We start from the raw sequence: 18842 nt of genomic DNA, 5'->3' as shown, positions 1-18842 counted from the left end.
CCTCACGTACCGCCCGTTCAATGGGAGTCACCCATGCGCGTGCACCATCGCCCCGCAGATCTGGTCATCGCTGTCAGTCCGCTGGCCCGGCCGTCGTCACGCTTCGTAGCCGCGGCTGCCCAGGCCGGCTGTCTGGCTGTACTCGACCTGACCACCGCGGACCGGACTGCCCGAGAGCACCTCCAGCTGGCAGCGGAGTGGACCAGCAAGCCGTTCGGAGTACGGCTGTCCGGAGACTTCGGGGAGCTGCCTGCGGCGGTGGACACGGTTCTACTGACAGCTCCGCCCACCCAGCCGATGGACGGTTACCGGGTCCTGGTCGAGGTGACCAGCCTGGACGAGGCGCTGCTGGCGGCCGAGGCCGGCGCCGACGGTCTGCTCGCCCGCGGCCACGAGGCAGGCGGGCGCGTCGGTGAGCTCAGCACCTTCGTCCTGCTGCAGCAGTTGCTCGGGTACGACGACCTCGACCTGCCGGTGTGGGCGTGGGGCGGCATCGGCCCGCGCACTGCAGCCGCGGCCGTCGTCGGTGGTGCGGCCGGCGTTGTGCTGGACACTCAACTGGCTCTCCTCCCCGAGGCTGAGGTGCCGGTAGAGCTTGCTGCGTTGATCAGTACGGCGGACGGATCCGAGACCACCGTGGTGGACGGGCGACGTACCTTCAGCCGGCGCGGTATCGCCGTACCCGAGCCGATCGGGCAGGACGTGTTCCTGGCATCGCGGTTCCTGGAGACCTATGGATCTGTTGGAGCTGCGGTGCGGGGCGTGCGAGACGCCGTACTCGCTGCCGCCGATCCGGCGCCGCCGCTCAGCCTGCCGGTGGTGCAGGGGCCGATGACTCGGGTGAGCGACCAGGCTGCGTTCGCCAAGGCGGTTGCCGATGAGGGCGGGCTGCCGTTCATCGCGTTGGCGCTGTCGGGGCCGGAGCAGACGCGCGCGGTCCTGGAGCAGACGCGGGACGCCCTGGGCGAGGCGCCGTGGGGTGTCGGGGTGCTCGGGTTCGCGGCCGAGGAGGTCAAGGCTGCGCAGCTGGAGGTGATCCGGGAGATCCGCCCGTCGCACGCGATCATCGCGGGAGGCCGGCCGGCGCAGGCCGCGGCACTCGAAGAGGTCGGTGTCTCCACCTATCTGCATGTGCCGTCACCTGGATTGCTGAAGCAGTTCCTCGAGGCCGGCGCGCGCAAGTTCGTGTTCGAGGGCGCCGAGTGCGGCGGGCATGTCGGGCCGCGGAACAGCTTCCCGTTGTGGGAGGCACAGCTCGATGTCATTGCCAACAGCAAGCAGTCGCCGGATGGTCTGGAAGTGTTGTTCGCCGGCGGCATCCATGACGAGCGGTCCGCCGCGATGGTCCGAACCCTGGCCGCGCCGCTCGCCCGGTCCGGCGCCGCTGTCGGTGTGTTGATGGGTACGGCGTACCTGTTCACCGACGAGGCCGTCGAGGCCGGTGCCGTCCTCCCGCTGTTCCGGCAGCAGGTGATCGATGCCGAGCGCACCGATCTGCTGGAGACCGCGCCCGGCCACGCGACCCGGTGTGTCGCCAGTCCGTTCACCGACGAGTACGCCGCGTTCAAACAGGACCTGCAGGCCCGCGAGGTACCGAGCCGCGAGGCGTGGGAGCAACTCGAGCAGCTCAACGTCGGCCGGCTCCGCCTGGCCAGCAAGGGCATCGAACGAGTCGGCAACGATCTCCGGCCGGTCGACGATACTCGTCAGCTGGGTGAGGGCATGTTCATGGCCGGAGAGGTCGCAGTACTGCGTTCTGCCGCGACAACCGTGGCGACGCTGCACGCTGCCGTCCTCGACGGTGCAACCACGTTCGTCGAGCAACGAGCCGTGGAGCTACGCCAACCGAGCCAGGCGGAACAAGTGCCCGAGCCGCTGGACATCGCCATCGTCGGGATGGCGTGCATGTTCCCGCAGTCGCCCGACCTGTCGACGTTCTGGAGCAACGTCGTCGCCGGAGTCGACGCGGTCACCGAAGTACCGGCTGAGCGCTGGGATCCGGCGGTGTACTTCGCGCCCGACGGCCACGGCGAACGGACACCGTCCCGGTGGGGCGGCTTCCTGCCCGAGATCGATTTCGACCCGCTGCGCTACGGGATTCCGCCGGCGTCGCTGGCGAGCATCGAGCCGGTGCAGCTCCTCGCGTTGGAGGCCGCGCAGCGCGCTCTCGTCGACGCCGGGTACGAGTCCCGGCCCTTCGACCGGTCGCGCACATCGGTCGTGTTCGGGGCCGAGGCGGGCAGCGATCTCTCGAACGCGACCACCTTGCGTACGGTGCTTCCGTCGTACCTGGGTGAGCTTCCGGACGGGCTGGACGAGCAGCTGCCCCGGCTGACCGAGGATTCGTTCCCGGGGATGCTCGCCAACGTGATCGCGGGAAGGATCGCGAACCGGCTCGATCTGGGCGGGGCCAACTACACCGTCGATGCCGCGTGCGCGTCGTCGCTCGCCGCGGTCGATGTCGCGTGCAAGGAGCTGACAGCCGGCACCAGTGATCTCGTGCTGTGCGGTGGAGCGGATCTGCACAACGGAATCAACGACTATCTGTTGTTCTCGTCGGTGCACGCGTTGTCGCCGAGCGGACGGTCGGCGACCTTCGACGAGTCCGCGGACGGGATCGCACTGGGCGAGGGCGTCGCCTGCGTAGCGCTCAAGCGGCTGGCCGACGCCGAGCGGGACGGGGACCGGGTCTACGCGGTCATCAGGGGTGTCGGGAGTGCCAGCGACGGCAGGTCGCTCGGGCTGACGGCCCCGCGGCCGGAAGGCCAGCGGAGCGCGCTGGAGCGGGCCTACCGCGCCGCCGGGCTCTCCCCGGCTCAGGTCGGCCTGGTCGAGGCGCACGGCACCGGCACGGTGGTCGGCGACCGCACTGAGCTGGCCACTCTGACCAACGTGTTCACCGAGGCCGGTGCGACGGCTGGCGGCTGTGCGATCGGGTCGGTGAAGTCGCAGATCGGTCACACGAAGTGCACTGCCGGGATGGCGGGGTTGATCAAGAGCGCGCTCGCCCTGCACACCGGCATCAAGCCACCGACCCTGCACGTACGTACGCCCAACGCCGCCTGGGACGCCGACTCCAGCCCCTTCGCGTTCCACTCGGTCGCGGCACCGTGGACCACAGCGCCCGCCGACCGGGTCGCCGGAGTCAGCGCCTTCGGCTTCGGCGGCACCAACTTCCACGCCGTACTCACCGCGTACGACGAGGGACCGCCGCCCGAGCAGTCCTTCGACGAATGGCCGGCCGAACTCTTCCTCTTCCGTACTGCGAAGCACGCGGAAGAGGTCCTGCGCCTCGTCGAGGCCGACACCGGTGACCTCGAGCCGTGGCGACTGCGGGACCTGGCACTGAGCGCTGCGCGCAGGTACGACCTTGCTGGGAGCAGCGGTACCGCACTAGCCATCTTGGCTGCGGACGTGGAGACGCTGGCCCCGTTGCTACGGCGAGCGATTGCCGGCGAAGACGCTCCGCACGAAGGGATTTTCCAGCAGGACAGTGCACCGGGTGAGGTGGCCTTTCTGTTCCCCGGTCAGGGGAGTCAGCGGCCGGGGATGCTCGGTGAGTTGTTCGTCGCCTTCCCGGAACTGCAGCGGTTCGTGCGGGCCGCGGAACCGGCTGTGAGGACCGCGCTGTTCCCGGCAGCCGCGTTCGACGAGCAGGGACAGCGGGACCAGTTGGCGCGGATCACCGACACACGAATGGCCCAGCCTGCTCTCGGAATCGCCGGGTTGGCGACCGATCAGCTGCTGCGGAGGGCTGGTGTTCGGCCCGCGATGATGGCCGGCCACAGCTACGGCGAACTGGTTGCGCTCGCGGCGTCCGGCGTACTGACTCCGGAAGCTCTGCTCGCGTGCAGCAGCGCGCGTGCGGAAGCGATCCTCGATGCAACTGGCGACGATCCGGGAACGATGGCTGCGGTGGCCGCGGAGGCACCGGCGGTCGCGGCGGCGCTGGAGGCTGCCGGTCTGGGCGACGCTGTGGTGATCGCCAACCGGAACTCGCCGCGCCAGACGGTCATCTCCGGTACGACGGCCGGCGTCGAGAAAGCGGTCGAGCGCCTGCGGGACGCCGGGGTCGGCGCGAAGCGGATCCCGGTCGCGTGCGCGTTCCACAGTCCGTTGGTCGCCGAGGCGGGGAACACCTTCGCCAAGGTGCTCGCAGCCGTCCCGATCACTGCTCCCAAGGTGCCGGTCTGGTCCAACCGGACCGCTGGGGAGTACTCGGCCGACCCAGAGCGGATCCGTGCCGAGCTGAGCGCGCAGATCGGGTCGCCGGTCGGATTCGTCGAGGAGGTCGAGGCGATGTACGCCGCGGGCGCCCGGGTGTTCGTCGAAGCCGGTCCGGGCGCCACCCTGACCCGGTTGGTCGACGCGATCCTCGGCGATCGGCCACACCGCACGGTCGCACTCGAGGGACGCCGCCGTACCGGACTGGCCGGGTTCCTCGCGGCACTCGCTCAGCTCGCGGTGGCGGGTGTCGACGTACGTACGACGTGGCTGTACCGCGGCCGCGATGCGGTCGACGCCGCGACCGCGGTACGACGGAAGCGTCCTGGCTGGACCGTGGACGGGCAACTCGTCCGGACCGCAACCGGCGCCATCCCGTCCGGTGCGCTGCAACCCGCCCAACGCGTCACTTTCTCTGCCCCGGAGCACACCATGAACTACGTCCCTGCCCAGAACGGTTCGGAGCAGTTGGTCGCCGAGTTCCTGCGTACCAGCCGCGACCTGATCGCCGCCCAACGCGACGTCCTCCTCGCGCACCTCGGCACCACTGGCTCCCCCGCCGTCCTTCCGGCACCTGTTGTGGTTCCCGCACCTCAGCCCGCCGCACCGGTCCTTCTCCCGCCGGTGGTCGCCGACCCTGAGCCGGCTGCACCTGAGGCGACCGCCCCTGAGCTCGACGAGGCGTCTGTGCTGGCCGCGGTCCTGCAGGTGATCGCCGAACGTACCGGCTACCCGGTCGACATGATCGAGCCCGGCCTCGACCTCGAAGCCGACCTGTCCGTCGACTCCATCAAACGCGCCGAGATCGCGGGCGAACTCGCCACCCGCCTGAACCTCCCACCCACCAGCGACATCGACACCTTGTCGCAGGCCAGGACCGCCGGCGCCATTACCGATCTCGTGGTGCGGACCTCCAGCACTCATCAAGTGAACCCACCCGACGCCTCTCCCGCTCAGCCGACAGCTCCGACCGTCCAGAACCCAGGGTTGGTGAGTGCCCCAGGTCCGGCCCCGGAGGTCGTGGCGCCGAAGCGCCTCGTGCTGGCGGAGGTCGAGTTGGCGGAGGCTGGGGCCACCGACCTCAGCGGACGCACGTTCCTCCTCGTCGGCGACGGTGCACTGGACCGACTTGTGGCCGACAAGTTGAAGGCACTCGGAGCGACGTCACACACCGATGCCGCCCTGCCCTGCGACGGCGTGTTCTTCCTGAACGGCGACGACGTGGCGCTGCCCGACGTCTTCGCGACGTACCAGGCTGTGCTCGCTCGATCGCCGAGGTGGATCATCGCCGCCGGACCGGTCGACGGACTGCGCGGGTTCTTCCGCACGGTCGCTCGCGAGTACCCGGACACGATCGCCCGAGTCGTCGAACACGACCCCGGTACGACGCCGGACGTCGTCGCCGACGGGTTGATCGCCGAGCTGACCGACGTCGACCGAGAGCCCGTCGTACTGCGGCCGGTCGGCAACGACACCACCAGGTACGGACTGCGGTTGGAGGAACGCGGACTCGGCCTGCTCGGCAGCACTGGCGCCGGACCGGCAGGTGACGGCGCCGCGGAGGTGGCAGCCCTGGACCTCGACCGGGAGTCGGTCGTGCTGATGGCCGGTGGCGCGAAGGGGATCACGGCCCGGTTCGCTGCCACGCTGGCGGCGGCCGCGCGGTGCCGGATCGAGCTGCTCGGCCGTTCCCCGCTGCCGACCGGCGACGAATCACCAGCCGTCGCCGCGGCGACGACTCCGGCCGAGCTCCGGGCGGCCTTCATCGCCGACGGTCTGACCTCGCCCGCCGAGATCGAGCGGAGCGTCGCCCGGCTCGAGTCCGCGCGGGAGATCCGCGCGACCATCGACCGGCTGACCGGCCTCGGTGCCACGGTTCGCTATCACTCGGTCGACGTACGCGATGCCGAGGCGGTGCACGGTGTCGTCAAGGACATCCATGCAGAGCACGGCCGGATCGACGGGCTCGTGTACGCGGCCGGCGTCATCGAGGACAAGGTGATCGCGGACAAGACGGCCGCCTCGTTCGCGAACGTGTACCGGACCAAGGTGGACGGCGCGAAGGCGTTGCTCGACGCGACCGGGCAGCTCCCGGCCGGGCCGCGGTTCGCCGTCCTGTTCGGCAGCATCGCCGGTGTGCTCGGCAACCGCGGCCAGGCCGACTATGCGAGCGCGAACGACGCTCTCGAACACCTCGGCACTCGCTGGTCCGGGCCGGGCCGGCGCGGGTTGACGGTGCATTGGGGGCCGTGGGCACCGACCGGGGAGAACAACGGGATGGTGACGCCGGAGCTGATGCGCACGTACGCGGCCCGCGGGATCGCGCTGATCGACCCGGAGGAAGGTGTGCTCGGCCTGCTCCGCGAACTCGCCTGGGGACCGGAGTCGGCGACCTCGGTCGTCTACACCGCGTCCGGCTGGTGACGATGACCCCGGTCGCGATCGTCGGGATGGCCGCGCTCTTCCCGGGCGCGCCCGATCTGGCGACGTACTGGCACAACTTGGTCAACGGTGTCGATGCCATCTCGTCAGTACCCGCCGACCGTTGGGATGCCGAGTACTACGAACCCTCCGCACGCCGGGCGGATCGGATCTACTGCCGCCGCGGCGGGTTCGTCGACGCCGAGGTGGACGCAGCCCGGTTCGGGATCATGCCGAATTCGGTGCGGGACGCGGAGCCGGACCAGCTGATCGCGTTGCGCGTCGCGGCCGAGGCGATCGCGGATGCCGGCGGCGAGGACCGCCTGCCGGAGGATCGGCAGCGGGTCGGAGTGATCCTCGGACGCGGTGGCTATCTCACGCCCGGCCTCGTCCGGCTCGACCAGCGGGTCCGGGCGGCGAACCAGCTGGTGAAGACGTTGGGCGAACTGCTGCCCGACCTTGATCCCGCGCGGCTGGACGACGTACGGGCGGCCTTCACCGACCAGCTCGGGCCGGAGGCGCCGGAGTCCGCGATCGGCCTGGTTCCGAACCTGGCGGCGTCGCGGTTGGCGAATCGACTGGATCTCCGAGGCCCGGCGTACACGGTGGACGCTGCTTGCGCCTCCTCACTGGTTGCCATCGACCACGCCGTACAAGAGCTGAGTACCGGGCGGTGTGACGTCGTACTGGCCGGTGGGGTGCACCATTGCCACGACATCACTATCTGGAGCGTGTTCAGCCAGCTTGGCGCGCTGTCGCCGAGTGAGCAGATCAGACCGTTTCACAAGGACGCAGACGGCGTCCTGATCGGTGAGGGCACCGGTGTGGTCGTGCTGAAGCGGCTTGAGGATGCCGAGCGCGACGGCGACCGGGTGTACGCCGTGATCCGCGGCACCGGCGTGGCCAGCGACGGACGTACGGCGAGCCTGCTCAACCCGGACAGCGGCGGTCAGGCGCGTGCAGTGCGGCAAGCGTGGGCAGCCGCCGGCCTGGACCCGGCCGAACCGGGCTCCATCGGACTACTCGAAGCGCACGGGACTGCCACACCGGCTGGGGACGCTGCTGAGCTGAACACGGTCGCAGAGGTGTTCGGGCCTACCGACGGCCAGCGGGCAGTCATCGGTTCAGTGAAGTCGAACGTCGGTCATCTGATGCCTGCGGCCGGTGTTGCCGGGCTGATCAAGGCTGCGCTCGCCGTACACCACGGTGTACTGCCGCCGACGTTGCACTGCGACGAGCCGCATCCGGCGCTCGCGCAGACCCGCTTCGAGACCTTGTCGACGGCACGGCCCTGGCAGGCCCCCGTACGACGTGCAGCCGTGAACGCCTTCGGATTCGGCGGGATCAACGCGCACGTGGTCCTGGAACAGGCCGCTTCGCGGGTGAGCGTGTGGGAGCCGGAGCGGGAGCTCAGACTGGCTGCTGCGAACCCCTCTGAGTTGGCTGCTCTGCTGGACCGGCCCGACGCCGAGTTGCTCGCGCTGCCGGGCTCCAACGGGCCAACCAGGTTGGGCATCGTGGACCCGACCGAGAAGCGGGTGGCGACGGCTCGGCGGGCGGTGGCCAAAGGGCGCGCATGGCGAGGGCGGAACGACATCTGGTTCGCTCCCCAACCGCTCGGCGGGAAGGTGGCGTTCGTCTTTCCTGGGCTGGAAGGCGAGTTCGAGCCACGGGCTGACGACATTGCTCGACACTTCGGCCTGCGGTGGTCTTCACCGGCCGCACAGGTCGGCGACGTCGGTCGGCATGGCACTGGCGTGCTGGAGCTTGGCCGGCTGCTTGACGGGGCGCTCCGCAGGTTAGGCGTCTCTCCGGACGGTCTTGCGGGGCACAGCGTCGGTGAGTGGACTGCGATGGGGTGCGGAGGCATCCACGCGGCTGACGACGTGGACGCGTTCCTGGACACGTTCGATCCGGATGCGTTGCGGGTGCCAGGAGTCGCGTTCGCTGTGATCGGTACGGCGGCTGACGTCGTACTGCAGGAGCTGGCGGGCCGCAGTGACGTCGTACTGTCGCATGACAACGCGCCGAATCAGTCGCTGATCTGTGGGCCCCAAGATGCTGTCGACGAGTTGGTGGAGCGGTTCCGGGCTCGTGCGGTGATCAGCCAGGTGCTGCCGTTCCGGTCCGGGTTCCACACGCCGATGCTGGCGCCGTACCTGGGTCCGATCCGAGCGGCGGCGGACGAGTTCGAGCTGCACCCGCAGCAGGTGCCTGTCTGGTCGGCGACGACCGCCTCCGTGTACCCGTCGGCGGCCAAGGATGTTCGGGAGCTGTTCGTCCGCCACCTGCTGGAGCCGGTGCGTTTCCGGCCGATGATCGAGGCGATGTACGCGGACGGCTACCGGACCTTCCTGCAGCTCGGCGCCGGTCAGCTGGGCTCTCTGATCGGCGACACGCTGCACGGCCGCGAGCACCTGGTCGTGGCAGCACAGTCGCCGCACCGGAGTGGTCTCGCGCAGCTCCAGCGTGTGCAGACAGCGCTCTGGGCCGAGAGCCTACAAACGAGCTCTGGTGTCCCACTGAACCTCGGCGGCGCGCTGGTGAGTCTTGATAAGCGTCCCCGGCTGAGTACAGGGGTCAACACGCTTCAGTCGCTCAGCAGCAGCTCACCGATCGCAGCTGAGTTGTCGGCGCTCATCCAGGAGACCACCGACCTCGCCACTCAGCTGCTGACAAGCAGCAAGACACCCGATGTCTGGAAGGTGTCGGTGGACACCATGCCGTATCTGCTCGACCACTGCTTCTTCGAGCAGCGGCCGGACTGGCCGGACGACGGTGACCGCTGGCCAGTCGTACCCGGGACCACTGTGATCGACTACTTGATGGGTGTGGCCGAACAGACCACCACGGGAGCGAAGGCTGTCGCCGTACACGATGTCCGGCTGTCCAAGTGGATCACCGCTGTCCCGGCCATCGCTGTGCCGATCGACGTCCAGCCGCAGGGGCCCAGCCGAGTGGCAGTTGCCTTGGGCGACTACTCGCGGGCGGTCGTCCAACTTGCTACGGCGTACGCGAATCCACCGGAGGTCTGGCGTTTCGACCGGGAACGCAAGCCGGGCCTTACGGCCGCCGAGCTGTACAGCGAGCGGTGGATGTTCCACGGACCGCAGTTCCAGGGCGTCAGCGAGCTCACTGCCATCGGCGACCGGCACGTGCGCGCTCTGCTGACGACTCCGGCGGCTCCAGGCGCCTTGCTCGACAATGTCGGCCAGGTACTCGGCTACTGGATCATGTCCGAGCTCCCGGACCGCACGACGGTGTTCCCGGTCGGCATGGACTCGATCACGTTCTACGGCCCGCATCCGCCACCAGGCCGGCAACTCGAGTGCCTGGTGAAGATCACCGCGGTCTCCGACACCGCCCTGGAAGCAGACATGCAGCTGGTCCTGGACAACCAGGTGTGGGCCGAGTTCCACGGCTGGCGGGACCGGCGGTTCGACAGCAACCCGAGGATCCGCGCCACCGACCGTCGCCCGGGCCGTGAACTGCTGTCCGATCCGCAGCCCGGTGGGTGGTCGATCGTCCACGAGCAGTGGCCCGACCTCGCCACCCGTGAGCTCATCATGCGCAACCAGCTCGGCAGCAGCGAACGAGCGCAGTACGCGGACCGTCCGCCGGCCGGCCGGCGGCAATGGCTCCTCGGCCGGATCGCCGCGAAGGACGCCGTACGACGGCATCTGTGGCGAACCGTCGACGGGGAGATCTATCCGGCCGAGATCGAGATCCGCAATCAGCCGTCCGGGATGCCTTACGCGGTAGGGATTCACGGCCGCGAGCTGCCTGCACTGACCGTGTCGATCGCACATCGCGGCGAGACCGGCGTCGCCATCGTGCGGGACCGGCCGTGCGGGATCGACATCGAGGAGATCGCCGAACGACCGGCGAGCACCTACACAGTCGCCTGTGGTCCGGCCGAGCTGGAGCTGATGGGTGAACCGACCCCGATCCGGTTCGCCCGGTTCTGGACGGCGAAGGAGGCCGTCGCGAAGTTGCTCGGCACCGGACTCCGCGGCGCACCGCAGCGGTTCGAGGTGATCGAGATGTACGACGACCGGCTCGTCGTACAGGTCGACGGGCAGCAGTACGACGTACGCACCGCACAGGTGCCAGGGCCGGACAGCAGGGAGTACATCGTGGCGTGGACAAGTGAGGACAGATGACTGCAGAGACTGTGGGAGCCGACGAAGCGACCGTGCTGGCGGACCTCACCGGGATGCTGCGCGTGCTGCTGGAGGAGTACGGGCTGGAGGACGCCGACATCACCATGGCGACCAAGTTCCATGACGACCTGGAGCTGGAGAGCATCGACCTGGTCACCCTGTCCGGCCAGTTGCGCGAGCACTACGGCGACCGGATCAACTTCGCCGCGTTCGTCGCGGACAAGGAACTGGAGGAGATCATCGCGTTGACCGTCGGTGAGCTCGTCGTCTTCGTGGTGGAGGCACTCCGGTGAAGGTCCGGGTCGGTGAGCTCGACCTGCACGTCCAGCGACTGGGGTCCGGCGGTCCGAAGGTCGTACTGATCCACGGCATGCTCTACGACAGCCTGGCCAGCTACTACTTCACGCTCGGCCCTGCCTTCGCCGCTGCCGGGCTCGACGTGATCATGTACGACCTGCGCGGACACGGCCGCAGCAGCCGCCCGTCGACCGGATACCGGCTCGAGGAGCACATCGCCGACCTGTCCGGCCTGCTGGACGCGCTGGACGTCACCGAGCCCGTGCACCTGGTCGGCAACTCGTACGGCGGGAGCATCGCGTTCGGACTGGCGGCAGCCGAACCGGACCGGGTGGCCAGCGTGATCGCGATCGAGGCCGAACCGCCGGTCGAGGCATGGTCCCAGCGGCTCGGCGAAGGTCTCGCCAAGGCCAAGCCCTGGCTGGCTACCGACGAGGCGATCGCCCTGATCACGGAGGCACGCGGCAGTCACGAAGCCCGGCTGTCCAAGGCTGCGAGCAAGCTGCTGCAGCAAACCACGATCGCGGAGGACGTGTTCCTGAGTCGCACGATCGACGACGGGCTGGCCGACGTACAGTGTCCGGTGCTGGCCTTGTACGGCGACGAGTCGGTGCTGATGGAACAGGTCGACCACCTTCGTGCCCAGCTGGCCGAGTGCCGGGTGGTAGTACTCCCCGAGCAGGGCCACTCGGTGCTGATCGAGCGGACAGCCGAGGTGTCGGCACAGGTCCTCGACTGGGTTCGGTCGCTGTCCCTGGTGGAGGTCGAGTAGGTGGCCCGCTACCTGTTCGTCGTACCGCCACTGGTCGGGCACATCAATCCACTCGTCGGTGTCGCCGCCGAGCTCAGGTCCCGGGGCCATGAGGTCGTGTGGGCCGGCCATGCGGAGCTGGTACGACGCCTGAGCCCAGACGCCGTGGTCTATCCGTGTGACCTGCCGACAGTGGTGGAGCGCCCTGCCGAGCTCAAGGGACCGGCCGCATTGCAGTTCCTGTGGGAGAGCTTCCTGATCCCCTTGGCCGATGCCATGGCTCCTGGGGTACGGACGGCTCTAGAGGCGTTCGAGCCGGACGTGGTGGTCGCCGATCAGCAGGCGCTCGCAGGTGCGCTGATCGCCGACGAACTCGGGCTGCAGTGGGTGACCTCGGCAACGACGTCGGCCGAACTCACCGATCCCCTGGCCGGCATGCCGAAGGTGGTCGAGTGGCTGGACGGGCTGATCGCGGGTCTGCGCGGACGCATTGCTGATCGCAGTACGGCGGATCCGCGCTTCTCGCCGTACGGGATCCTCGCCTTCACGACCCGCGAGCTCCTGGGCGACGTCGACCGCGGCGCCTGGCTGGTCGGACCGTCGATCACCCAGCGGCCGGTCACTGACTTCCCCTGGGACTGGCTGGATCCTGGTACGCCGACAGTTCTCGTCTCACTGGGGACGGCGAACGACGAGGCCGGCTCCCGATTCCTCAACACAGCCGTGAACGCGCTGGCCGGCCTGAAGGTCCGCGCGGTGGTCGTCGATCCGGCCGGCGTACTCGGAGAGACCGCGGACAACATCCTCGTCCGCAGCCAGGTGCCCCAACTGGCCCTGCTGCCACACGTCGACGCGGTCATCTGCCATGCCGGCCACAACACGGTCTGCGAAACGCTGTGGCACGGCAAACCGCTGGTGGTCGCACCGATTCGCGACGACCAGCCCATCGTCGCCACCCAGGTCGTCACCGCGGGTGCGGGAGTCCGCCTCCGCTTCGGCCGAGCGACCGAGGCTCACCTCACGACCGCCGTCGAGCGGGTCCTGACCGACGACACCTTCCGAACCGCCGCCGAACGCATAGCCCACTCCTTCCAGCAAGCCGGCGGCACCACCACCGCCGCCGACCACCTGGAGAAACTGACCTGACCCGCGTCAGGGGAGGTCGGGGAACCAGATCTTGATCTCGCGGGTGGCGGACTCCTCGGAGTCGGAGCCGTGGACGAGGTTTTCGCGGTTGGAGAGGGAGAGGTCGCCGCGGATGGTGCCGGGGGCGGCCTTGCGGCCGTCGGTGGCGCCGTTCAGCGCGCGGACGACCTCGATCGCCTCGTCGCCCTCGAGGACCAGCGCGACCATCGGGCCGCTGGTGACGAAGTCCCGCAGCGGCGGGTAGAAGGCCTTCTCGACATGCTCTGCGTAGTGCTGGTCGGCCAGCTCGCCGTCGATCGTGCGCAGGTCCATGGCGACGATCCGGAGCCCCTTGGCCTCGAACCGGCCCAGCACCTCACCGATCAGGCCACGGCGGACCGTGTCGGGCTTGAGCAGGACCAGTGTGCGCTGCGACATCTGACAACTCTCTCTCGAAGTAACCGGGGCGGATGAGCCTAACCGGTCTGTGCCTCGTGTGCCTCATGTGCCTTCTTGGCTGCTTCGATGCGGCGGCCGAGGACGATGGCCGCGACCCAGAAGGCCGCGAAGAAGGCGCCGAGGACGAACATCACGGAGACGACGAAGCCGAGCCCGACCGCGCCGACCTGGACCACCGAACCGAGGACGTACCCGGCCTGGAACCGGAGCAGGCCGGCCGAGACGATCGCGAGCAGCGCCAGGCCGAGACAGACCGGCACCGCGATCGCGGGACGGATGTCCGCGACCGAGATCATCACCGGCGTGACGAGCGCGAGCACGATCGACTCGAACGCGAGCACGATCGACGCGAGCGACCTCACTGCTCGCCCTTGCCCTTGCGAACCAGCAGCGCCCGCGCCTCGCCGGCGGTGATGACCGAGCCGGTGATCAGTACGCCGCCGCTGCCGAGCGCGACCGCTTCCTCCTCGGCGAGCCGGATCGCGTCGTCGATCGCGTCGATCAGGTGCGGGCGGACCAGGACCCGCTCCTCGCCGAACACCTCGGCCGCCAGCCGCCCCAGCTCCTCGGCCGGCATCGACCGCTCGACGAAGCTGTTCCGGGTGCAGACGACGGTCTCCATGATCGGCTCGTACGCCTCGAGGACGCCGTACACGTCCTTATCCTTCATGCAGCCCAGTACGCCGATCAGCGGCTGGAACTGGAACGCCTCCGAGACCGTGGCCGCGGTCGCCTCGGCGCCGTGCGGGTTGTGCGCGGCGTCGACGACGATCGTCGGGCTGTTCCGGACGACCTCCATCCGGCCGGGGCTGGTGACCTGCTCGAAGCCGGCCTGCAGCAGTTCGGCGGTAACCCGGCCCTCGGTCTCCGGGCTGGCGCCGAGCAGGGCCTCGACCGCGGCGACCGCGGTGGCCGCGTTGTGCGCCTGGTACTCACCGTGCAGCGGGATGAACAGATCGTCGTACTCACCGCCGAGGCCCTTGATCGAGACGACCTGGCCGCCGACCGCGAGCGCGCGGCTGACGATGCCGAACTCGATCCCCTCGCGGGCGACCTGCGCGCCCACCTCAGCGGCCCTGCGGAGCAGGACCTCGAAGACCTCCAGGCTCTGCTGGGCCATCACCGTCGTACCGCCGGGCTTGATGATGCCGGACTTCTCGCCCGCGATCGTGACCGGATCCGCGCCCAGCAGGTGCGCGTGGTCGACCGCGATCGGGGTGATCACCGACACCGTGCCGTCCGCGACGTTGGTGGAGTCCCAGCTCCCGCCGAGGCCGACCTCGATCACCGCGACGTCGACCGGGGCGTCCGCGAACACGGAGTACGCCATTCCGGTCATCACTTCGAAGAACGTCAGCGGGTGCTCCTGCTCGGCGTCGACGACGTCGAGGTACGGCGCGATCTCCTCGTACGCCTCGACGAAACGCTCCTCGCTGATCGGTTCGCCGTTCAGCGTGATCCGCTCCCGGACCGACTCCAGGTGCGGGCTGGTGAACCGGCCGGTCCGCAGCCCGGCCTCGCGCAGCAGGGTGTCGATCATGCGCGCCGTGGACGTCTTGCCGTTGGTCCCCGTCAGGTGCACCACCGGGTAGGCCTTCTGGGGGTCGCCGAGCAGCTCGACGAGCCGCCGCACGCGCTCCAGGGTGGGCTCGATCTTGTGCTCCGGCCAACGCTGCTGGAGCCGTGCCGATACCTCGGCGAAGGAAAGGTCGCTCATCAGAAAGCCCAGTCTAGGAGGGCCTGTGGATAAACCGGTCGGAGCACCCCTTGACAACCACTAACATTGTGCGCATGAGCCAGACGTCCCGCGTTCCAGACAAGCCCAGCCTCGACGGCCTCGAGGAGAAGTGGGCTGCCGTATGGAAGGAGCAGCAGACCTACGCCTTCGACCGCACCGCCGAGCGTGCCGATGTCTACTCCATCGACACGCCGCCGCCGACGGTCTCCGGGTCGCTGCACGTCGGGCACATCTTCAGCTACACCCACACCGACCTCGTCGCCCGCTACCAGCGGATGCGCGGCAAGAAGGTCTTCTACCCGATCGGCTGGGACGACAACGGCCTGCCCACCGAGCGCCGGGTCCAGAACTACTACGGCGTCAAGTGCGACCCCTCGCTGCCGTACGACGCCGACTTCACCCCGCCGGCCAAGCCGGACCCGAAGAAGCAGATCCCGATCTCCCGGCAGAACTTCGTCGAGCTGTGCGGTGAGCTCACGCATATCGACGAGCAGGCGTTCGAGGCGATGTGGCGGCAGGTCGGCCTGAGCGTCGACTGGTCGTACCTCTACACCACGATCTCCGAGGACTCCCGGCGTACGTCGCAGCGCGCGTTCCTGCGCAACTTCGCCCGCGGCGAGGCCTACCTGGCCGAGGCTCCGACGGTCTGGGACGTCACGTTCCAGACCGCGGTCGCGCAGGCCGAGATGGAGGCCCGGTCGTATCCGGGCGCCTACCATCGGGTCGCCTTCCACGGCGCCGACGCCCCGATCTACATCGAGACCACCCGGCCGGAGCTGATCCCGGCCGTCGTCGCGCTGATCGCGCACCCGGACGACGACCGCTACAAGCACCTGTTCGGTACGACGGTGAAGTCGCCGCTGTTCGGCGTCGAGGTCCCGGTCCTGGCGCACGAGGCCGCCGAGATGGACAAGGGCGCCGGCATCGCGATGTGCTGCACCTTCGGCGACCAGACCGACATCCAGTGGTGGCGCGAGCTGCAACTCCCGGTCCGCACGGTGATCGGCCGCGACGGCCGACTGCTGCGCGACACCCCGCCCTGGCTCGAGGGCTCGGAGCTGTACGGCGAACTGGCCGGTAAGACCGTGTTCAGCGCGCGCGAGCTGATGGTCCAGAAGCTCCGCGAGTCCGGCGATCTGGACGGCGAGCCGAAGAAGACCGAGCGAATGGCGAACTTCTACGAGAACGGCGACAAGCCGCTCGAGATCGTCTCCACCCGGCAGTGGTACATCACCAACGGCGGCCGCGACGCCTCGCTCAAGCAGGAGTTCCTCGAGCGCGGCAACGAGCTCGCCTGGGTCCCGGAGCACATGCGGCACCGCTACCTGAACTGGGTCGAGGGCCTGAACGGCGACTGGCTGATCTCCCGCCAGCGGTACTTCGGCGTCCCGTTCCCGGTCTGGTACCCGCTGAACCACGACGGCGAGCCGGACTACGACCACCCGCTGATGCCGTCCGAGGCCGAGCTGCCGATCGACCCGACCTCGCAGGCGCCCCGCGGGTACGACGAGTCGCAGCGCGGCAAGCCGGGCGGGTTCGAGGCCGACCCCGACGTGATGGACACCTGGGCGACGTCGTCGCTGACGCCGCACATCGTCTGCGGGTGGGAGCGCGACGACGACCTGTTCCGCCGTACCTTCCCGATGGATCTGAACACGCACGCCCACGAGATCATCCGCACCTGGCTGTTCTCGCGGATCGTCCGGGCGCACTTCGAGAACGGCTCCCTGCCGTGGGCGCGGTCGCTGATCTCCGGATTCGTCGTCGACCCGGACCGCAAGAAGATGTCGAAGTCCAAGGGCAACGCGGTCGTCCCGTCGGAGATCCTGGAGAAGTTCGGCTCGGACGCGGTCCGCTGGCGTGCGGCGATGGCGCGGCCGGGCATGGACTCGCCGTTCGACGAGTCGCAGATGAAGGTCGGGCGCCGGCTCGCGATCAAGGTCCTGAACGCATCGAAGTTCGTCCTCGGGTTCGGGGCGACCACGGTCGACCCGTCCGCGGTCACCGAGCCGGTCGACCTGGCGATGCTGCAGCGGCTGCGGGCAGTCGTCACCGAGGCCACGGCGGCCTTCGAGCGGTACGACTACACCGGGGCGCTGGAGATCGGCGAGCGGTTCTTCTGGACGTTCTGCGACGACTACGTCGAGCTGGTGAAGGAGCGCGCGTACGGCGGTCAGGGCGACGCCGCCGCTGCCTCGGCGAAGGCTGCACTCGCGGTTGCGTTGTCGGTGCAGCTCCGGCTGCTGGCGCCGTACCTGCCGTTCGCGACCGAAGAGGTCTGGTCGTGGTGGCAGGAGGGTTCGATCCACTTGTCGTCGTGGCCGACTCCGGACGGGGATCTCTCGGTTGCGGAGCAGGAGCCCGAGGTGCTGGACGCGGTCTCCGAGGTGCTCGCGGGCATCCGCGGCGCGAAGTCCGAGGAGAAGGTCTCGATGAAGACCGAGGTCTCCAAGGTCGAGGTCACCGGGCCCGCCGCGCGGCTCGCGCTCGCCGAGCGCGCCGAGCCGGACCTGCGCGCCGCCGGGCGGATCACCGGCGAGATCGTCTGGCACGCCGACGACTCCGATTCGGTCAAGGTCGTCGCGACACTCTGAAGTCAGGTGCAAGTGCCCGTCTCCTGCTGGGGAGGCGGGCACTTGTGCGTTCGGAGGTTCGACTACGGTTTGTCATGATGTGGAACCATCGGGACGAGCTGACCGCTGCACCCCGTGACCCTGACGTCCGAGGAGCCAATCGATGAGCGACCCCACCAACCCGGCAGATCCCAAGAAACAGGCCGCCGACGCGGCCGATGCCGGCGCGGACACCACCGAACTGGCCCCTGTCCCACCGGTCGGCCCACCCCCGGCCGACCCGCCGAAAACAACCGCAGCCACACCCGCCCCCGACCCGGCTCCGGCGAAGGATGCCGGGGGAACGGCTGTTGCGGCGAAGGATGCGGGCGAGCAGCCCAAGAAGAAGGGTTTGCGGCGGTTCAAGGTTCGTGGGCCTTGGGTGACTGTTGGTAGTGCGGTTGTCGTGCTGATCGTGCTGGCGGTGCTCGGGTATCTGTGGGGTCTCGGGCCGCTCAGCCGGTTGAACGCGGAGCGCGCGATCACCCCGCCCGCCAAGGTCGCAGGCCTCGACCGGATCACTGACCCCGAGATCCGCAGTCAGGCGCAGCTCGATCAGACCCGTGACGCGTTGAGCAGGATCAACGACGGCAAGAAGGTGATGGTCGAGGCGTACGGCAGCCTCGAGGGCGACCGGTTCTACGTCCTGATCGCACTCCGCGGCCGCGTCGACATCGACAAGGTCGTCGCGGATTCCGGCGCCAGCGCCGACAAGGTCAAGAAGATCGGCAACTCCACCTGCATCGAATCCGCCGGCAACCTCCCGACCCAGTGCTACCGCGGCTCCAACACCCTCACCGTCATAGCCCAATCCGCCAACGAAGGCGTAGCAGTAGACCAGGTAGAACCCATAGCCGAAGAAGCCTTCAAAGCCATGCGCTGACTCAGGTGACGAGGCCGATCTAGTAACTGGGGACAGGCAATGGTGTGTCGGCACCTGATATTGCCTGTCCCCAGTCACCAGCGCCTATCCCCACTCCCCGCCGCGTCCGCCGGTCAGCCACCAACCCATCGCGCAGACGACGGGTTATCCCCTTGAGTTGTGGGTTCTC

Annotated in this window: 10 protein-coding genes; 7 read left to right on the top strand and 3 right to left on the bottom strand. The window is 68.9% G+C overall.

Translation table 11 applies throughout. The annotated features are described in order from the left end of the window. The first annotated feature begins 33 nt into the window (after positions 1 to 33). Genes OHB24_RS24815 through OHB24_RS24795 form a run of 5 tightly spaced genes read left to right on the top strand, consistent with a single transcriptional unit; the run spans position 34 to position 13002 of the window. The gene (locus OHB24_RS24815; RefSeq protein ID WP_327633229.1) at positions 34 to 6648 is read left to right on the top strand and encodes an SDR family NAD(P)-dependent oxidoreductase; all 6615 of its coding nucleotides are present in this window, start codon (positions 34 to 36) and stop codon (positions 6646 to 6648) included. Positions 6649 to 6650: 2 nt separating this feature from the next. Continuing rightward, positions 6651 to 10808 (top strand): type I polyketide synthase, encoded by a 4158-nt coding sequence (locus OHB24_RS24810; RefSeq protein ID WP_327641098.1) that lies wholly within the window; start codon positions 6651 to 6653, stop codon positions 10806 to 10808. Then, a complete protein-coding gene (locus tag OHB24_RS24805; RefSeq protein ID WP_327633228.1) occupies positions 10805 to 11101 on the top strand; it encodes an acyl carrier protein in 297 nt (98 codons plus the stop codon). The genes OHB24_RS24810 and OHB24_RS24805 overlap by 4 nt, the downstream gene beginning before the upstream one ends. After that, entirely contained in the window at positions 11098 to 11877 is a 780-nt protein-coding gene (locus OHB24_RS24800) for an alpha/beta fold hydrolase (RefSeq protein WP_327633227.1), read from the top strand. Before OHB24_RS24805 ends, OHB24_RS24800 begins: the two co-directional genes overlap by 4 nt. Continuing rightward, positions 11878 to 13002 carry a glycosyltransferase gene (locus OHB24_RS24795; protein WP_327633226.1) on the top strand — a complete coding sequence of 375 codons (1125 nt, stop codon included), beginning with the start codon at positions 11878 to 11880 and terminating at the stop codon, positions 13000 to 13002. Positions 13003 to 13008: 6 nt separating this feature from the next. Here the strand turns inward: OHB24_RS24795 and ndk are convergent, their stop codons facing one another. Genes ndk through OHB24_RS24780 form a run of 3 tightly spaced genes read right to left on the bottom strand, consistent with a single transcriptional unit; the run spans position 13009 to position 15157 of the window. Continuing rightward, positions 13009 to 13419 carry a nucleoside-diphosphate kinase gene (gene ndk, locus OHB24_RS24790; protein ID WP_131497292.1) on the bottom strand — a complete coding sequence of 137 codons (411 nt, stop codon included), beginning with the start codon at positions 13417 to 13419 and terminating at the stop codon, positions 13009 to 13011. A 38-nt stretch (positions 13420 to 13457) separates the two neighbouring features. After that, positions 13458 to 13802, bottom strand: a complete 345-nt coding sequence (locus OHB24_RS24785; RefSeq protein ID WP_327633225.1) for a DUF4233 domain-containing protein — start codon at positions 13800 to 13802, stop codon at positions 13458 to 13460. Beyond that, positions 13799 to 15157, bottom strand: coding sequence for a bifunctional folylpolyglutamate synthase/dihydrofolate synthase (locus tag OHB24_RS24780; protein ID WP_327633224.1), 1359 nt, complete (start codon positions 15155 to 15157; stop codon positions 13799 to 13801). The genes OHB24_RS24785 and OHB24_RS24780 overlap by 4 nt, the downstream gene beginning before the upstream one ends. Positions 15158 to 15231: 74 nt before the next feature. Between OHB24_RS24780 and valS the strand changes: the two genes are divergently transcribed. Both valS and OHB24_RS24770 read left to right on the top strand, forming a co-directional pair. After that, entirely contained in the window at positions 15232 to 17772 is a 2541-nt protein-coding gene (gene valS / locus OHB24_RS24775) for a valine--tRNA ligase (RefSeq protein WP_327633223.1), read from the top strand. A gap of 142 nt (positions 17773 to 17914) precedes the next feature. After that, positions 17915 to 18673 (top strand): hypothetical protein, encoded by a 759-nt coding sequence (locus OHB24_RS24770; protein WP_327633222.1) that lies wholly within the window; start codon positions 17915 to 17917, stop codon positions 18671 to 18673. Positions 18674 to 18842 lie beyond the last annotated feature (169 nt).

The sequence above is a fragment of the Kribbella sp. NBC_00482 genome (assembly GCF_036013725.1).
Taxonomy (GTDB): Bacteria; Actinomycetota; Actinomycetes; order Propionibacteriales; family Kribbellaceae; genus Kribbella.
Note: the sequence above shows the minus strand (reverse complement) of the source record. Positions and strands in the feature narration are given on the sequence as shown.